At 39.4% G+C, this 17,062-nt stretch carries 12 protein-coding genes; 10 read left to right on the forward strand and 2 right to left on the reverse strand.

Going from position 1 to position 17,062, the window contains the following annotated elements; translation table 11 throughout:
- Position 1 precedes the first annotated feature (1 nt).
- From ACFSKV_RS15840 to ACFSKV_RS15865, 6 genes are all read left to right on the forward strand, one after another.
- Positions 2 to 2,011 (forward strand): DUF262 domain-containing protein, encoded by a 2,010-nt coding sequence (locus ACFSKV_RS15840; RefSeq protein WP_380804852.1) that lies wholly within the window; start codon positions 2 to 4, stop codon positions 2,009 to 2,011.
- Positions 2,004 to 5,255 carry a type I restriction endonuclease subunit R gene (locus tag ACFSKV_RS15845; RefSeq protein ID WP_380804854.1) on the forward strand — a complete coding sequence of 1,084 codons (3,252 nt, stop codon included), beginning with the start codon at positions 2,004 to 2,006 and terminating at the stop codon, positions 5,253 to 5,255. Before ACFSKV_RS15840 ends, ACFSKV_RS15845 begins: the two co-directional genes overlap by 8 nt.
- Positions 5,256 to 5,820: 565 nt before the next feature.
- On the forward strand, positions 5,821 to 6,507 hold the full coding sequence (locus ACFSKV_RS15850; RefSeq protein ID WP_380804857.1) for a hypothetical protein: 687 nt from the start codon (positions 5,821 to 5,823) through the stop codon (positions 6,505 to 6,507).
- 200 nt (positions 6,508 to 6,707) lie between these two features.
- Positions 6,708 to 8,303: a phytoene desaturase family protein gene (locus ACFSKV_RS15855; protein WP_380804858.1), complete on the forward strand. Its 1,596-nt coding sequence runs from the start codon at positions 6,708 to 6,710 to the stop codon at positions 8,301 to 8,303.
- 79 nt (positions 8,304 to 8,382) lie between these two features.
- Positions 8,383 to 8,631, forward strand: coding sequence for a DUF6364 family protein (locus ACFSKV_RS15860; protein WP_380804861.1), 249 nt, complete (start codon positions 8,383 to 8,385; stop codon positions 8,629 to 8,631).
- Position 8,632: 1 nt separating this feature from the next.
- Positions 8,633 to 9,061 (forward strand): type II toxin-antitoxin system VapC family toxin, encoded by a 429-nt coding sequence (locus ACFSKV_RS15865; protein ID WP_380804863.1) that lies wholly within the window; start codon positions 8,633 to 8,635, stop codon positions 9,059 to 9,061.
- A gap of 255 nt (positions 9,062 to 9,316) precedes the next feature.
- Here ACFSKV_RS15865 and ACFSKV_RS15870 read toward each other — a convergent pair whose 3' ends face one another.
- On the reverse strand, positions 9,317 to 10,210 hold the full coding sequence (locus ACFSKV_RS15870) for an ATP-grasp domain-containing protein (RefSeq protein WP_380804865.1): 894 nt from the start codon (positions 10,208 to 10,210) through the stop codon (positions 9,317 to 9,319).
- 106 nt (positions 10,211 to 10,316) lie between these two features.
- Between ACFSKV_RS15870 and ACFSKV_RS15875 the strand changes: the two genes are divergently transcribed.
- The gene (locus tag ACFSKV_RS15875; protein WP_380804868.1) at positions 10,317 to 11,063 is read left to right on the forward strand and encodes a polyprenol monophosphomannose synthase; all 747 of its coding nucleotides are present in this window, start codon (positions 10,317 to 10,319) and stop codon (positions 11,061 to 11,063) included.
- Here ACFSKV_RS15875 and ACFSKV_RS15880 read toward each other — a convergent pair.
- The gene (locus ACFSKV_RS15880) at positions 11,047 to 12,264 is read right to left on the reverse strand and encodes an ABC transporter permease (protein ID WP_380805126.1); all 1,218 of its coding nucleotides are present in this window, start codon (positions 12,262 to 12,264) and stop codon (positions 11,047 to 11,049) included. The genes ACFSKV_RS15875 and ACFSKV_RS15880 overlap by 17 nt on opposite strands.
- Before the next feature lie 40 nt (positions 12,265 to 12,304).
- Between ACFSKV_RS15880 and ACFSKV_RS15885 the strand changes: the two genes are divergently transcribed.
- From ACFSKV_RS15885 to ACFSKV_RS15895, 3 genes are all read left to right on the forward strand, one after another.
- The gene (locus tag ACFSKV_RS15885) at positions 12,305 to 13,504 is read left to right on the forward strand and encodes an exo-beta-N-acetylmuramidase NamZ family protein (protein WP_380804869.1); all 1,200 of its coding nucleotides are present in this window, start codon (positions 12,305 to 12,307) and stop codon (positions 13,502 to 13,504) included.
- A gap of 169 nt (positions 13,505 to 13,673) precedes the next feature.
- Positions 13,674 to 15,425 carry a SulP family inorganic anion transporter gene (locus ACFSKV_RS15890; protein ID WP_380804872.1) on the forward strand — a complete coding sequence of 584 codons (1,752 nt, stop codon included), beginning with the start codon at positions 13,674 to 13,676 and terminating at the stop codon, positions 15,423 to 15,425.
- Positions 15,425 to 16,042: a carbonic anhydrase gene (locus ACFSKV_RS15895; protein ID WP_380804873.1), complete on the forward strand. Its 618-nt coding sequence runs from the start codon at positions 15,425 to 15,427 to the stop codon at positions 16,040 to 16,042. Before ACFSKV_RS15890 ends, ACFSKV_RS15895 begins: the two co-directional genes overlap by 1 nt.
- Positions 16,043 to 17,062: the final 1,020 nt, after the last annotated feature.

The following is a 17,062-nucleotide window of genomic DNA, read 5'->3' on the forward strand; positions in this document are numbered from 1 at the left end:
CATGACAACCAATACAGAAAATAGCTTGGCAAAAAATGTTGCTGAAATTATTCAAAAGAGCTACGTGATACCCTTTTACCAAAGGAATTACAATTGGGGTAATGCTGAAATTTCGCAGTTTATACAGGATATCTATGAAAGCTATATCAACAACCCGAAACAGAATTATTACATAGGCAGTTTGGAGGTGTATGCAGGCAGCAATAAACAGGGCAGACAGGAAGTTATTGATGGGCAACAAAGACTTACTACCATTCACATTCTGGCAAGGCTGTTTCCAAACAAAAACTATAAACCTGCCAGGTTAAAATATGACTCGCGGCCTGAAGTTGAAACATTTTTTGATCGCTTAAAAATAGAAAAAGCAGCGACAAAACAGACGGAAGAAGATGAGAAACAAAGTAACCTGAACAATTTTTTTACAGCCCTTGAAACGATTTCCAATATCAAGTTAGAAGGGGAAGTAAATTCGGTTTTGACTTTTAAAACATTGGAAACACAAAACAAGCTGGAGGGATTTATTAATTATTTCTACAACAAAGTGATGCTTGTAGAAGTGTTGATGCCACCTGACACCGATGTGGCCAATTACTTTGAAATTATGAATAACAGAGGCAGGCAGCTACAGGAACATGAAATTCTGAAAGCTCAGCTCATGTCAAAAATTAATAGCCCAAAAGAACGTTCTATCTTTGGGTATGTTTGGGATGCCTGCTCTCAAATGGATCGTCCTATCCAAAAGTTTTTTAATACCGAACAAAGAGCCCAGTTATTTGGTGATAATTATGATGGTATTCATCTCGGCAACCTAAAAAAATTAGCCCAAACAAATACCAAGGAGTCAGTTCATTCCATTCTGGATATTTTGGAAAGCAAAACCATACAAACCACCATTAAGTCTTTGGAGGAACATGAAGACGAATTAGACCAGGAAATAACCTACACGGCTATCATTGACTTCAATAATTTCCTGATTCATATTCTGAAATTGATATTTCCCAAGGCAGATGTTCCCTTGAGTTCAGATAAACTACTTAAAATATACAAGTCTATTCCCTCCCGAATGCTCATGGAAATAGAACCCATGGATTTTCTGAGTAAATTATTTTTTTACCGGGTGGTATTTGACAGATATTTAGTTAAGTCTGCTGCTGGAAGCGAAAATGCAGATGAGCCTGAAGCAGGAGATATTCAGGAACTTGAAGGATTATCTCATACCCGATGGATGCTTACCAAACCGGTTATGTATTGGAAAAATTATGCTTATCGGGGTAGGCGATATCCTTCCTTAAATTTTAAAAACACATTCGATAATCAGGATTTACAAGAACGTATCGTCAAGCTGCTGTCAATGTTGCAGGTTACCTACCGTCAGCGTAAGAATAAAAATTACCTGCAATTTGTCTTGAGTCTGTTTGATCCCGAAAAGCCAAAAACTTTGGATTTGGATGCCGAGTCATTTCTATCTGAATTGGAGGACTTTACCTTAAATCAGTTTGATAAGCTTGGGCTTGAAACCTATTTGAAAACCTCTGATGAGTTTGATTTTGATGAAATGGAAATTTACGCAGAAGGAACCAACACCCCCCATTTTTTATTTAACTTAATTGATTACCTGATGTGGGTAGACAGGGTGTGGAATGATAAAGATTGGGGTATAGATGAAGCATTTGATTTCAGCTATCGAAATTCCATAGAGCATCATTTTCCACAAGCACAAATCCACATGATGGAGGGAGACAAGAATGCAAGGGAACCCTTGATACATTCGTTGGGAAATCTATGCCTTATTAGCAAAGGGGCTAACTCAAAGTTAAATGATCGGTCGGCTTGGGATAAGGCAACGGATCCAAGATACTCCGGTGGGATTTTGACACCCAAAAGAAAAATTATGTATGCAACCACCCAAAAGTCAAAGATGTGGAATGCCACACAGATCAAGGAACACTACAATGAAATAATTAAATTGCTCAGTAACAGGTATAAAATTTTAGATCCTGACCATGAATGAAAACGAAATAGAAATATTTGCAATTGACAAACTGGTAGAACTCGGTTATGATTATATCTATGCACCGGATATTGCACCTGATTCAGAAAATCCTGAGAGAAACAGTTTTGAAGAAGTGCTTTTGGTGAATAGGCTACAAAATGCCGTTAGGCGAATAAACCACAGCATTCCTACTGATACTCAGGCAGAAGCCATCAAAGAAATTCAGCGTATATCTTCACCTGAACTGCTTACCAACAATGAAACTTTTCATCGTCTTTTAACCGAAGGGATTCCGGTTTCAAAACGTGTGGATGGAGACGACCGTGGCGACAGGGTTTGGCTGATCGATTTTAAACATCCTCACAACAACGAATTTGTGGTAGCCAATCAATTCACCATCATTGAAAATGGCAATAACAAACGCCCTGATGTAATTCTTTTTGTCAATGGAATTCCCTTGGTGGTGATTGAACTAAAAAATGCAGCAGATGAAAACACCACCATCCATTCGGCTTTCAAACAGGTAGAAACGTATAAATCCATTATTCCAAGTCTGTTCACTTACAACGGCTTTGTGGTCATCTCTGACGGTCTGGAAGCCAAAGCCGGTTCCATTTCCGCGGGATTTAGTCGTTACATGGCCTGGAAATCGGCAGACGGCAAAGCCGAAGCATCGCATCTGGTAAGTCAGTTAGAAACGTTGATTCAAGGCATGCTGAACAAAGAAACCTTGATTGACTTAATCAGGCATTTTATTGTTTTTGAAAAATCGAAAAAGGAAGATGCCATAACGGGTATTACCACCATTACTACAGTTAAAAAATTAGCCGCTTATCATCAATACTATGCTGTAAACCGTGCAGTTGAATCTACTTTAAGAGCAACAGGATTTACCGTAGAACATAGCCTGCCCCGCCAAAGCGGGGAAACGCCTTGGAGCATGGTCATGGCCGCAGTGGTAGCTGAATCTCCTGAAAGCTATGGAGTGCCCGGAGTGAAAAATCAGCCCATTGGCGACAGAAAAGGCGGTGTGGTTTGGCATACACAAGGAAGCGGAAAATCATTATCAATGGTTTTCTATACAGGAAAAATCGTATTGGCTTTAGACAATCCGACCATACTAGTCATTACAGACCGCAACGATTTGGACGACCAGCTTTTTGACACGTTTGCAGCATCCAAGCAATTACTTAGACAAGAGCCAGTTCAGGCAGATGACAGAAACCAACTGAAAGAATTACTAAAAGTAGCTTCAGGTGGTGTGGTGTTTACCACCATTCAGAAATTTCAACCCGAAGAAGGCAATGTTTATGAATTACTTTCAGACAGAAAAAACATTGTTGTAATTGCAGACGAAGCACACAGAACACAATACGGATTTAAAGCCAAAACTATTGATGCCAAAGACGGACAAGGAAATGTTGTTGGTAAGAAAATCGTTTACGGCTTTGCTAAATATATGCGTGATGCTTTGCCTAATGCAACGTATTTAGGTTTTACAGGAACACCCATTGAAAGTACTGACGTAAACACACCAGCAGTTTTCGGAAACTATGTGGACATTTATGATATAGCCCAAGCCGTTGAAGATGGTGCAACCGTTCGTATTTTCTACGAAAGTCGTTTGGCAAAAGTAAATCTTACCGAAGAAGGCAAACAGTTAGTTCACGAATTAGACGATGAACTGGAACAAGAAGATTTAACCAATACACAAAAGGCAAAAGCCAAGTGGACACAGTTGGAAGCTTTGGTAGGTAGTGAAAACCGAATAAGGATTATTGCCAAGGACATTGTATCACACTTTAGCCAGCGACAGGAAGTATTTGAAGGCAAAGGAATGATTGTTTGTATGAGCCGCAGAATTGCAGCCGATTTGTATCAGGCAATTATTGACCTTAAACCTGAATGGCATTCAGACGACTTAAATAAAGGCGTTATAAAAGTGGTAATGACATCGGCATCATCTGATGGTCCGAGAATTTCAAAACATCATACCACCAAAGAACAAAGAAGAACGCTTGCAGAGAGAATGAAAAATCCTGATGACGAATTACAATTGGTCATCGTTCGGGATATGTGGCTTACTGGTTTTGATGCACCAAGTATGCACACCCTCTACATTGACAAACCAATGAAAGGACATAACTTGATGCAAGCTATTGCACGGGTAAACAGAGTTTACAAAGACAAGCCTGGCGGTTTGATTGTAGATTATTTGGGTATTGCAGCAGACTTAAAAAAAGCATTGGCATTTTATTCTGATGCAGGCGGTAAAGGCGACCCGACTATTTTGCAAGAACAAGCCGTTCAATTAATGTTGGAGAAATTGGAAATTGTTTCTCAAATGTATCACGGCTTTGAATATGAATCCTATTTTGAAGCCGACACTTCAAAGAAATTGTCTTTGATACTTGCAGCAGAAGAACACATTTTAGGATTGCAAGATGGAAAGAAACGTTACATCAATGAAGTAACTGCATTATCAAAAGCCTTTGCCATTGCAATTCCGCATGACCAAGCAATGGATGCAAAAGACGAAGTTTCGTTTTTCCAAGCCGTCAAAGCACGATTGGCAAAGTTTGATGGAACAGGTTCAGGCAAAACAGATGAAGAAATTGAAACGACCATTCGTCAAGTCATTGACAAGGCTTTAGTTTCAGAAAAGGTAATTGATGTTTTTGATGCAGCTGGAATAAAAAAGCCCGACATTTCAATTCTATCTGAAGAGTTCTTAATGGAACTGAAAGGAATGGAACATAAAAATGTCGCCTTAGAAGTTTTGAAAAAACTCTTGAATGATGAAATAAAATCTAGAGCAAAAAAGAACTTGGTTAAAAGCAAGACATTTTTAGAAATGCTTGAAAACTCAATCAAGAAATATCACAACAAAATACTGACAGCAGCCGAAGTAATTGAAGAACTCATAAACCTAAGCAAGGACATTGTTGAAATGGACAATGAAGCAAAGCACATGGGTTTATCAGACTTTGAATATGCTTTTTATACAGCAGTTGCGAACAACGACAGTGCAAGAGAACTCATGCAACAAGACAAGTTGAGAGAACTTGCCGTTGTGCTGACAGAAACCATCAGACAAAACGCATCTATCGACTGGACAATTAAAGAAAGTGTAAAGGCCAAATTGAAAGTTGCGGTAAAAAGAATATTGAGAAAATACGGTTATCCGCCCGACATGCAAATGTTGGCGACAGAGACCGTTTTAAAACAAGCAGAAATGATAGCAAACGAAATAACGACATAGAAAGCCATCGCACAGGTGTAAGCACATTTATTCGCTGGTGTTATTTGTTTTTCAGCAGTGCTCATGATTTTCAATTGCAATTCTCACAAGCCCAAGCTCAAACCAAAGCTTGTAAAAGAGCTTCCACCTTTCCACCCCGAAAGAATTTCAAAATATTTTTTCCAACCCTTCAAAAAAAAATAAAACACCCGACACGCAAGCCGACACGAAAATGACAGCGAAACTCAACAGCAACAATGGTTTACAGACACGGTGGACAGGAACGCCAGCAGCTAACAGCGGTAACTTTTGCACAACTTCATTTTGAATCAAGATAATATAGGGTTTGCGGTAATTTGATGGATTTCCCATTTTTGGATTGGATGAAAAAGTAGGTTGGCGGTTTTTGAATCAAACGGGCCGGGGTTTCGGATAAAGCCCGAAAACAAAATCCTTGAATCTGATGGAAATGGAGGCCCTGGATCCTGCCACAATGACCCTGATATTTGACAAGATGCCAAGGGTAAAATAATGATCAAGATAGCTGTTTCAGAAAAAGAAATAAGTTATCTTATGAATGAATATTATGAGAGATAGAGTTGACTTCTTAACCGAAAGCGGTTTGCATTCCTTTAGTTACTTGATATACCGGGCTAAAGGAATTATTCCTTTTGGATACTTGATTTTAACCATTTTTAGCTGCCAAAATCCCCCAAAAACCCAAGAGGAAAATGTAGGGGAAGAATTGGAGATAATTGAAAGACCCATCAGAGAACCCTATCAGGGATTTGAGTGGGAGAAAGTTTCCGGTGCGGGTATTGAATTCTGGGCCCAGAAAAGCGATGGGATCCAAATTGGCATAAGTGAAACTTTACCAGGGGCTTTTGTCGAAAGGATAGAAAATGGTAAACCGGTAGCAGTTTCATTGGTCATTCAGGTTTTCGAGCTAAAAAACGGGGAAATTGAGGATGTTTTTGAATTTATCTCAGATTCGAAGTATTGGAATGAGGAGGAGCAATGTGCTTTTGAAAAAATCGAATCCACTAGGAAAGGGGTCGACAGGTATGTCCTGAGACCAACAGGTAATGCCCTCAAGGAATATGAGGAAAGAGCACCCTCTGAGCCGATTACCCACACTTGTGGAAATTGGGGCATGGGCAACAGTGGCATCAGATATTTTGAAATTCACCAAAGTAACCCAGAAAAAGCTTTGTTTATTGAAATAGGGCAAGAAGCCCCTTTGTTTGATGAAGAAAGTATAATTGTAAAATGATGTTGGTCTACCATGTTTTTTTTCCTTCTTCGGTGTAGCCTATCCCTTTGAAGTATTTTAGTTCGTAATTGCGCAATTGGTAATTTGTAATTTTACTTTACTATCCTCTGGAATTTGTAATTACAAGTTTCACTTGCTTTTTAAGTAATTTCACACTGCTTTCTTCTGCTCTTATCCTATATTTAGGTAAAAGCTTTATCATGCGAAATTTCCCATCTTATAAACAGAGCAAACCTTCCGGCCACTATGATGCCATAGTGATTGGTTCCGGCTTGGGTGGGCTGACCACCGCGGCCCTGCTATCCCAGAATGGCCAGAAAGTGCTGGTACTGGAGAAGCACTATACCATTGGAGGATTTACCCATGTCTTTAAAAGAAATGATTATGAATGGGATGTAGGAATTCATTATGTGGGCGATATGCAGTCCAAATGGAAGTTAATGCCCCGTCTTTTCGAATACATTACCCAAGGAAAATTGCAGTGGGAGGATATGGGGGAAGTATATGATAGGATTGTTTTTGAAGATAAAACCTACGACCTGGTGAAGGGACGGGAAAATTTGGTGGCCAAATTGAAGTCTGAATTCAATACCGCAGAAGACCATGCCGCTATTGACCGCTATATGGAGGCAGTGAAAAGTGTGATTAAAAGCAGTAGGAATTACTACAGTATGAAAGTGTTTCCCGGATGGATAGGAAAATGGATAAGGAAGTGGACCTCCCGTAGTTTTCTTAAATATTCCGATATGACTACCCTGGAAATCTTGCATACTTTCACAAAGAATGAAAAACTGATCGGTGTATTGTGCGGACAATACGGAGATTATGGATTGCCTCCCGCTCAAAGCAGTTTTGCCATGCATGCCATACTGGTCAGTCATTACTTCAATGGGGGTTACTTTCCTGTTGGGGGTTCAGCTAAAATTGCAGAATATATCTATCCGCAAATCCAAGCAGGAGGAGGGGAGGTGTACTCCAATGCTGAGGTGAAGGAAATCATTTTGGAAGGAAATAAAGCGGTTGGGGTGGTTATGGCGGATGGTTATGAGCTTAAAGCGGATAAAGTCATCAGCAATGCAGGGGTTTTCAATACTTTTCAGCGCTTTATTGATAAACGACATCCCCTTCACCACAAGTTGGAGAAGAGGTTTGATGGCTTACGTGCCTCTGTGGCGCATATTTGCCTGTATATCGGTCTGAAAAAAAGCAGTCAGAAACTGCAATTGCCCAAATCTAATTTTTGGATTTATCCTGGTTATGACCACGATAAAAACGTGCGTGAATACCTGGAAAATCCGGATGAAAAGCCATTTCCTGTGGTGTATATTTCATTTCCATCTGCAAAAGATCCTGATTGGGAAAGGCGTTACCCGGGTTCCTCCACCATTGAGATCATCTCTCTGGCACCTTATGACTGGTTTAAAAAGTGGGAGGATACCCGATGGGGAAAAAGAGGAGAGGACTATGAAGCGATGAAAGAGAAATGGGCTTTGCGATTGCTGGAAAACCTTTACAAACAACTACCTCACTTGAGAGGACAGATTGATCATTACGAGCTTTCCACTCCTTTGTCTACCAAAAATTTTACGGGTTACCAGTCAGGTGAAATCTACGGACTCGAACACAGTCCTTCGAGGTTCCGGAATGAATACCTCACACCGCATACCCCAATTAAAAACCTGTATCTGACCGGACAGGATATTGTTTCCTGTGGAATCGGTGGAGCGCTGATGAGCGGTCTGATCACTTCCTCTGCTATTTTGAGGAAAAATCTTATTAAAAGTATTATGCAATAATGGTTTGGTCTGGCGTAGAAAAAGTAATTTTAATCCAAAAAATGCGTATATTTGAAATATATACGCATTAATTGTTATTATGAAAAAACCGCTCAATATAACAGTAGACGAAAATCTGATTAAAGCCATTAAGCAATACGCTGAAAATAAAGAAACCAGCATATCAGCTTTGGTGGAGGACTATTTTGAGCGCTTGATCAAAACTAAAAAAGAGCTTGAAAGCAATGTTTCTTTGCTAGAATTTGTTAAAAATCTACCGGAAGCCAAGATGAAATATCCTGAAGATTTTGATTGGAAAGAGGAATATTTTAAGAAAAAAGGTAAATGATATGGCTTTTAAAGTGTTTTTTGATGCCAATATTATCTTGGATTTTTTTCTGAAAAGAAAGGGAAACGAAGATTCCATCACCAACATTTTCAGACTTGTAGACGAAGAAAAAATTGAACCTTATTTAAGTATTTCCATTCTTCAAATCTGTGCCTACTATTTGGAGCGGGCACATGGTGCAACATTGGCCAAACAAATTTTAGAACGGATTTTGAATGATTTTAAAATTATTACGGGTGATAAACTGACAGTTTTACATGCCATAAAATCCGACCTAACTGAGATCGAAGATGCAATCCATTATTTTATGGCATTAGAAAATAAGATGGAAGCTATAGTAACTTCGGAACTCAAATTCATCAAGTATTCTTCACCTACAATGCCAATCCTCACTGCACAGGACTTGGTTTTTAATATATTAAAGAAGTAAAAACCTGATCAATACGATCGGAACTTAAATCCGGGGTTAAACCGGCTTATTGGTTAAAGAGCCAAGGCAAAATAAAAAGTAAAAAGAGCCAAGGCAAAAGGAAGAAGAGCCAAGGTAAAAGGAAAAAGTAAAAAGGTACATGAAAAACTAAAACTTACACGATATATAAGAGTTAAGGGGAAATCCTATTTTATTCCAATATCCAATATCCAATAAATATCTATCAATATCCATCAATATCCATCAATATCTCTTTCAATCCAATTCCAAATATCTTTGAATCCTTTTTTCAATGGCCATTTTATAATTCTCTTTCGCTTTTTCTGAAGTGAACAAAAACAAATAAGGCTCAATCAATTCCAGTTCCATCAGATAAAATACCCCTTCTGTCCAAACCCCGTCTACACGGGCATACAGGGTTTCACCGGCAAAACTATCCACCATTTTTTGCAGGTATTCCAATTGATCGGCATTCGGTTCGACTACATGGATGGCTCCTCCAAAGAAATGCTGCACCCGGAATTCCCCTTTTTTTGGACTTTTCAGCACCGCATGGGAAAATTTTCCATTGAAAAAAATATAGGAATACTCCCCTGTACGGGCCACTTCTTCCACAAAGGGCTGAATCATGAAATCCTCCTTTTGAAGGAGTTCAGCAATGATTTCCTCGTTTTCCTGCCAGGTATCTTTCTGCAATTTCAGGGTGTTTTTGGCACCTCCACTGACTGTGGGTTTGATGATTATTTGATGGGTATCAAAATCCTTGAAATAGCTACCAATATCTGTTTTTTCTTTCTTTTTCAGATACCGGGTAGGCACGATGGGAAAACCTTTTTCCTGAATTTCCCTGAGGTACCATTTATCGGAGTTCCAAAGAATGGTATCCATATCATTCAGGCTGGGTATCCCCAATTTTTTTATGTGTTCACACCAGGTTAAAAATTCAGCATATCGATCGAAATAATCCCAGGGAGATTTGATTAAAAGCAAATTATACCTACTCCAATCCACTGCTGGGTCTGACCAGATTTCAAACTGATAATCCAATCCCAAATCTTGGAGCATATTTTCCAAAATAATATCTTCATTGACTTCGATGGAGGCTGGATAGGCCCCCTTATCCTCATAGGTGATGACCCCGATTTTCATGTTGGTATGTCGATAATGATGAAGCAATATTAAAGCAATTTTGTGATTTTTTGGGCTAAAGGCTTAAAATCCATGCGATAAATCATATTTTTGGATTTTGGTATTTATGAGCAAAGATAAACTCGTCATCATTCCCACTTACAATGAACTGGAAAACATCCAGGATATGGTCCTGTCCATCATGGCATTGGAAGGTGATTTTGAGTTGCTGATCATTGATGACAATTCCCCCGACGGGACTGCAGATGTCGTAAAAAAACTTAAAAAGGATTTTCCGGAACGTTTACATCTGATCCAAAGGGAGGGGAAAATGGGGCTAGGAACAGCCTATATTGAGGGTTTTCGTTATGGCTTGATGAATGGTTATCAGTATATTTTTGAAATGGACGCAGACTTTTCGCATAATCCCCAAGATCTGATCAGACTATATAAGGCCTGTGCGGAAGAAGGTTTTGATATGGCCATTGGATCAAGGTACATTACCGGAGTGAATGTGGTCAACTGGCCTATGGGTAGGGTGTTGATGTCTTTTTTTGCCAGTAAGTATGTTCAGTTTATCACAGGAATGCCCATTAAGGATGCAACCGCTGGATTTAAATGCTACACCAGGAAGGTTTTGGAAGCTATTAATCTGAACCGTATCCGTTTTATTGGCTATGCTTTTCAGATAGAAATGAAATTTACAGCCTGGAAGCTGGGGTTTAAGATAAAAGAAATTCCAATTATTTTTACAGACAGGACCAAAGGTACTTCTAAAATGAATACCCGGATTTTTCGGGAAGCCGTTTTTGGGGTAATCTATATGAAATTTAAAAGTTTTTTCGTGCGCTATAAACCTAATCAAAACGTATAGATTTGATCGGTTGGATATTGCTGATAACCATTGCAGGAAGAAAGAGTACGAGGGTTGTCACCAATAGGACCACTAGATTCAAAGTAATGAAAATAGGCCAGTTCCAGAAGATGGGAACAAAACTCATATAGTAATTGACCGGATCCAGAGGTATCAGTCTAAATTGATCCTGCAAGTATCCGAAAACCAAGGCTAGGGCATTTCCATACAACAATCCCCTACCTATAATCCGTACCCCGTTCCAAACGAATATCCTTCTGATCTGACTGTTTTTTGCTCCTAATGACTTGAGAATCCCGATCATCTGTGTTCTTTCCATGATCAGGATAAACAGTATGGAAACCATATTGAAAGCTGCTACAAAGAGGATCAGCCCCAAGAAAACATAAACATTGTTGTTCAATAAGTGAAGCCAATCGAATATTTCAATGTATTTGTCTTTGACCTTGACCAATTTCAGGTCAAAATCCATGATATCATACAGCAATTCTTCATTTTCATCCAACTTGGATGGATCCTGGACAAAAACTTCAAACCCTCCCACTTGATCTTCTGACCAGGAATTTAAATTCCGGATAACCTGTATATCACCGATGATGATCTTATTGTCAAAATCCTCAAGGAAAGTTTCATATAAGCCGACGATTTCCAATCTTCGAAACCTTGGGGGTTCCTGTACATAATACATGGTGACCCGATCACCTACATCAAGGAGCAGCTTATTGGCAATCTTAGTACTCAAGATTATTTCATTGCTGGCCATAGAGTCCGAAAACTGTATGAAACGCCCCTTTTTGATCGAAGTCTTAAAGCTGATAGAATCAAATTCAGGGCCGACACCTTTCATTAAAACTCCTTCTACTTCCTCATCTCCTTTAAGCAGACCGGGTTTATGAGCAAAAGATTGAACATGGGTAATATAGGCTTCCGAGGGATATTCTTTGAAAAAATCCGTTTTTTTGGAAGTAGGGGATTCCTCAAAGGCATTACCGGACATAAACTTCATGACCTGGAAATGGCCGGTAAAGGAGAAAACCTTATTGGAGATTTCATTCTGGAACCCGCCCAAAATCATGAAAGAAATCAGGGATATGGCTATACCTATGGCCACAGAGGCCACAGCTATCCTATGGATGGTTCCGGTAAAACCGCCCGTCTTCTTAAAACTGATTCTTTTAGCAATGAAATAAGAAAGGTTCAAGGAATTTCTTAATTTGGTCAAAATCTAGCGCAAAATAACTATGAAGCCGTTCAAATTGATGATTCTTTTCAGTTTTTTAATTTCAACTTTTGCTTTTTGTAAAAATCCGGATTCCGGTATCCAGGCTAAAGCAGATGATAATCAGGCGGTAATCATGCCAGCAGCTGATCAGCCGGAAATATATTTGCCTATGTTGGAAGGGAAAAGAGTGGGGTTGGTGGTCAATCAAACCTCTATTTTGACCAGTAAAAACAACATGCATCTGGTGGATTACCTGATGATGGAAGGGGTGGAGGTAAAGAAAGTATTTGTACCTGAACACGGATTTAGGGGGGATGCCGATGCAGGAGAGGAGATCAAATCTGAAATTGACAAGCGTACAGGTTTACCGATTGTTTCTTTATATGGGGACAACAAAAAGCCATCTGCTAAAACCCTTGAAGATATCGATGTTTTGATTTATGACCTTCAAGATGTTGGGGTAAGGTTTTATACCTATATCAGTACCATGCACTATGTGATGGAAAGCTGTGCGGAAAACAAGATGCCTTTATTGATTTTTGACAGACCCAATCCGAATGGCAATTATATTGATGGTCCTGTTCTGAAAAAGGGATTTGAAAGTTTTGTAGGCATGCATCCTATACCTGTGGTCCATGGACTGACAGTAGGGGAGTTGGCCCAAATGATCAATGGTGAAGGTTGGCTTAAAGGAAAGGTGAAGGCCCCAATTCAGGTTATTCCGGTCAAAAACTGGGACCATAGTATGCCTTACAGTTTGCCTGTTAAACCTTCCCCTAATCTTCCAAATGATACCGCTATCAGGTTATATCCAACATTGTGTTATTTTGAGGGGACCGATGTGTCATTGGGAAGGGGAACTTATTATCCCTTCCAGGTCTATGGTTATCCCGATCCCAAATTCGGAGAATTTACCTTTACCCCGGTAAGTATTGTAGGTATGTCCAAAAATCCCCCACAGCAAGACAAGCTTTGTTATGGGGAAGACCTGAGGAATGAACCTTTGGACCATCAGTTTACCTTAAAATATCTTCTTAGAGCTTACCAGATTTCGGGGAAAAAAGAAAAGTTCTTCAATAATTTCTTTGACAAACTGGCTGGAACAGATCAGTTGAGAAAGGATATCCTGGCAGGAAAATCGGAGGAAGAGATCAAAGTTTCCTGGCAGAAAGATTTGGAGGAGTATCAGGGTATGAGGCAGAAGTATTTGATTTATTGATTTTTAGAAGAAGATTATGTAAAAATTTTCTTTTTTTCTCCTGTTCAACTGGTACGTGTAACAAACATCACCAATTCCAATGGTGATAGTTTGGACATTTGTGTATTGAATTGGAAAAGAACATGTTCTTTTCCGGTTTTTATGATTCATAAAACAAGATTTATCAGCTATGAACAAAAGTATATCTGCAAGGATAAAAGATTTTCTGCCGGTGTTTGATTGGTTACCTAATTATAAAAAAACAGACCTTCAAGGTGATCTGACAGCTGGCCTTACGGTGGGAATTATGTTGATTCCGCAGGGAATGGCTTATGCAATGTTAGCCGGTCTTGAACCTATACATGGCTTGTATGCGGTAACAGTACCTCTACTTTTGTATGCCATCTTTGGTACTTCCAGACAGCTTGCTGTAGGGCCTGTGGCAATGGTGTCCTTGTTAACTGCAGCAGGAATTGCCAGTTTGAACCCAGCTTCTCCTGAGCAATATTTGATTTATGCCCTTTCTTTGGCATTCTTAGTTGGGCTCATCCAGTTTGGGATGGGTATACTTCGTTTGGGATTTGTGGTCAACTTCCTTTCCCATCCTGTAATCAATGGATTTACATCTGCAGCTGCCATCATTATAGGACTAAGTCAGATCAAACACCTGTTACGTATCAATCTTCCCAATTCGGAGCATATCCAGGAAATGGTAGTAGCCATTGCACAAAATATTGGGGATATCCACTGGCTAACATTTGGCATTGGCGTGATCGGTATTGTTATCATCAAATACGGTAAAAAAATCCATAAAAGTTTCCCTGCACCTTTGGTGGCGGTAATTGTAGGTATTGCTTTGGTTTCTGGCTTTGACCTTACAGCACAAGGGGTAAAAATTGTGGGAGATGTACCAAGTGGTTTGCCAACTTTTTCTTCCCCTTCTTTTGATATGGAGGTTTGGAAAACCCTGTTGCCCATAGCGCTTACCATTTCTTTGGTAGGATTTGCAGAAAGTTTTGCAGTTGCCAAAACCATTCAGGCCAAACATAAAAATTACAGATTGGATGCTAATCAGGAACTGATTGGCTTGGGTGTGGCCAATTTTGGTGCTGCCTTTTTTAGGGGTTATCCAGTGACCGGCGGATTTTCAAGAACTGCGGTAAACAATGATGCGGGTGCGAAAACCGGTTTGGCTTCTATTTTCAGTGCCATTTTGATCGTGCTCACGCTACTGTTCTTTACAGGTTTGTTTTATAACCTGCCCAGCGCTATTCTGGCAGCAGTAGTTTTGGTAGCGGTATCGGGTCTGATTGATTTTAAAGAGCCTATTCACTTATGGCATAAAGACAAATCAGACTTTGCTATGTTGATTGCCACTTTTATAATCACTTTGACATTGGGTATTGAAACCGGGATCATAGCAGGTATGGTATTGTCTCTATTGGTGGTGATTTACAGGGCTTCAAGACCGCATATGGCACAGTTGGGGAGGGTTCCCGGTACCAATATTTTCAGGAACGTGAAGAGGTTTAAAAACCTAATTGAAAGTGACGACCTCCTTATTATTAGGGTAGATGGACCGATATATTTCGCCAATGTGGAATTTATTAAGGATAAGGTAGACAAATGGTTATCCAATAAACCGAAAAAGGTCAGGATGATCGTATTTAACATGGAAAGTGTGACCAATATTGACAGTACAGGAGCCCATGAATTGAACGAATGGATTACTTCTTGGAGAAAATCCGGAATAGATGTATGTATGAGCAGTATCAAAGGACCTGTAAGGGATGTGTTGAACCGTTGGGGAATCCTTGAAAATGTGGGGAATGACCATGTCTTCCTAGATGACAATTCAGCTGTTTCAGCCTTCGAAAATGAAATAAATCTTGATTTGCTTGAGAAATATTCACCTTATGCTTTACAAACAAACCAAAAGTAATGTGTCAGATAGATCTTAATAAATACCTGGATTACAATAAAGTATGGGCAGCAGAAATGCTGTCCTTTCATGGAGATTATTTTGATGCCCTGAAAGAAGGCCAATCTCCAAGGGCATTGTTGGTGGGCTGTTCCGACAGCAGGGTTTCTCCTTCGAAAGTTCTGGGATTAGACCTGGGAGAATTGTTTATACATAGAAACATCGCCAATGTCGTTTCCCATACTGATTTGAATTTTCTTTCCGTGATGCAGTATGCAGTGGAAAGCCTTCAGATCAGGGATATAATTGTATATGGCCATTATGGTTGCGGGGGAATTAAAGCAGCCTATGATAATCAGACCAATGGACTGATAGACAACTGGTTGGCGAATATCAAAGATGTGATCAGGCACCATAAATCCACCTTGGACAGTATTTCAGACGAAACAGAAAAACTCAATAAGCTGGTTGAACTGAATGTATTGGAACAGATTGAAAATATCAAGCAATCCTCTATTTACAAACAGGCAATTGCCAGAGGAGAAAAACTCAGATTACATGCATGGGTATTTGATTTTTCAACGGGATTGGTGCATGACCTGAAGAAAAAATACAATATTACTCCATCGGTGGTCTAATTCCTGGTCAACCATAAAACCAATGGTTATAAAAACCACAAAAGTAACAATAGGAACACAAAAGTTTGGGGCCATGAGGCCCTTTCTTTTTATTGGAGCTTCCATTAGGGACCTTTCTTTTGGTCACTTTGCAGACTTTTGTGGTTCGAAAAAAAACTTATTGAAGTCAACCAATCTGAATACAGATCAATTATTGTTTATTAGGATGGGAAATTAAAACCACAATAGTAACAATAGGAACACAAAAGTTTGGGGCCATCGGCCCTTTCTTTTAACGGGATTTTCCATTAGGGACCTTTCTTTTGGTCACTTTGCAGACTTTTGTGGTTCGAAAAAAAACTTGCTGAAGTCAACCAATCTGGATACAGATCAATTATTGTTTATTAGGATGGGAAATAAAAACTACAAGAGTACCAATAGGAACACAAAAGTTTGGGGTCATCAGGCCCTTTCTTTTTATTGGAGCTTCCATTAGGGATCTTTCTTTGTTCACTTTGCAGACTTTTGTGGTTCGAAAAAAAACTTGCTGAAGTCAACCAATCAGAATACAGATCAATTATTATTTATTAGGATGGGAAATAAAAACCACAAAAGTAACAATAGGAGCACAAAAGTTTGGGGCCATCAGGCCCTTTCTTTTTATTGGAGCTTCCATTAGGGATCTTTCTTTGTTCATTTTGCAGCCTTTTGTGGTTCGAAAAAAAACTTACTGAAGTCAACCAATCTGAATACAGATCAATTGTTGATGCTTAGGATGGGAAATAAAAACCACAAGAGTAACAATAGGAGCACAAAAGTTTGGGGCCATCAGGCCCTTTCTTTTTATTGGAGCTTCCATTAGGGATCTTTCTTTTGTTCACTTTGCAGACTTTTGTGGTTCGAAAAAAAACTTATTGAAGTCAACCAATCTGAATACAGATCAATTGTTGATGCTTAGGATGGGAAATAAAAACCACAAGAGTAACAATAGGAGCACAAAAGTTTGGGGCCATCAGGCCCTTTCTTTTTATTGGAGCTTCC

The sequence above is a fragment of the Shivajiella indica genome, from assembly GCF_042683085.1.
Classification (GTDB): domain Bacteria; phylum Bacteroidota; class Bacteroidia; order Cytophagales; family Cyclobacteriaceae; genus Shivajiella; species Shivajiella indica.

Coding starts and splice junctions, on each gene's coding strand:
- ACFSKV_RS15840 (WP_380804852.1), top strand. CDS start 2: ATGACAACCAATACAGAAAATAGCTTGGCAAAAAATGTTGCTGAAATT.
- ACFSKV_RS15845 (WP_380804854.1), top strand. CDS start 2,004: ATGAATGAAAACGAAATAGAAATATTTGCAATTGACAAACTGGTAGAA.
- ACFSKV_RS15850 (WP_380804857.1), top strand. CDS start 5,821: ATGAGAGATAGAGTTGACTTCTTAACCGAAAGCGGTTTGCATTCCTTT.
- ACFSKV_RS15855 (WP_380804858.1), top strand. CDS start 6,708: ATGCGAAATTTCCCATCTTATAAACAGAGCAAACCTTCCGGCCACTAT.
- ACFSKV_RS15860 (WP_380804861.1), top strand. CDS start 8,383: ATGAAAAAACCGCTCAATATAACAGTAGACGAAAATCTGATTAAAGCC.
- ACFSKV_RS15865 (WP_380804863.1), top strand. CDS start 8,633: ATGGCTTTTAAAGTGTTTTTTGATGCCAATATTATCTTGGATTTTTTT.
- ACFSKV_RS15870 (WP_380804865.1), bottom strand. CDS start 10,210: ATGAAAATCGGGGTCATCACCTATGAGGATAAGGGGGCCTATCCAGCC.
- ACFSKV_RS15875 (WP_380804868.1), top strand. CDS start 10,317: ATGAGCAAAGATAAACTCGTCATCATTCCCACTTACAATGAACTGGAA.
- ACFSKV_RS15885 (WP_380804869.1), top strand. CDS start 12,305: ATGAAGCCGTTCAAATTGATGATTCTTTTCAGTTTTTTAATTTCAACT.
- ACFSKV_RS15890 (WP_380804872.1), top strand. CDS start 13,674: ATGAACAAAAGTATATCTGCAAGGATAAAAGATTTTCTGCCGGTGTTT.
- ACFSKV_RS15895 (WP_380804873.1), top strand. CDS start 15,425: ATGTGTCAGATAGATCTTAATAAATACCTGGATTACAATAAAGTATGG.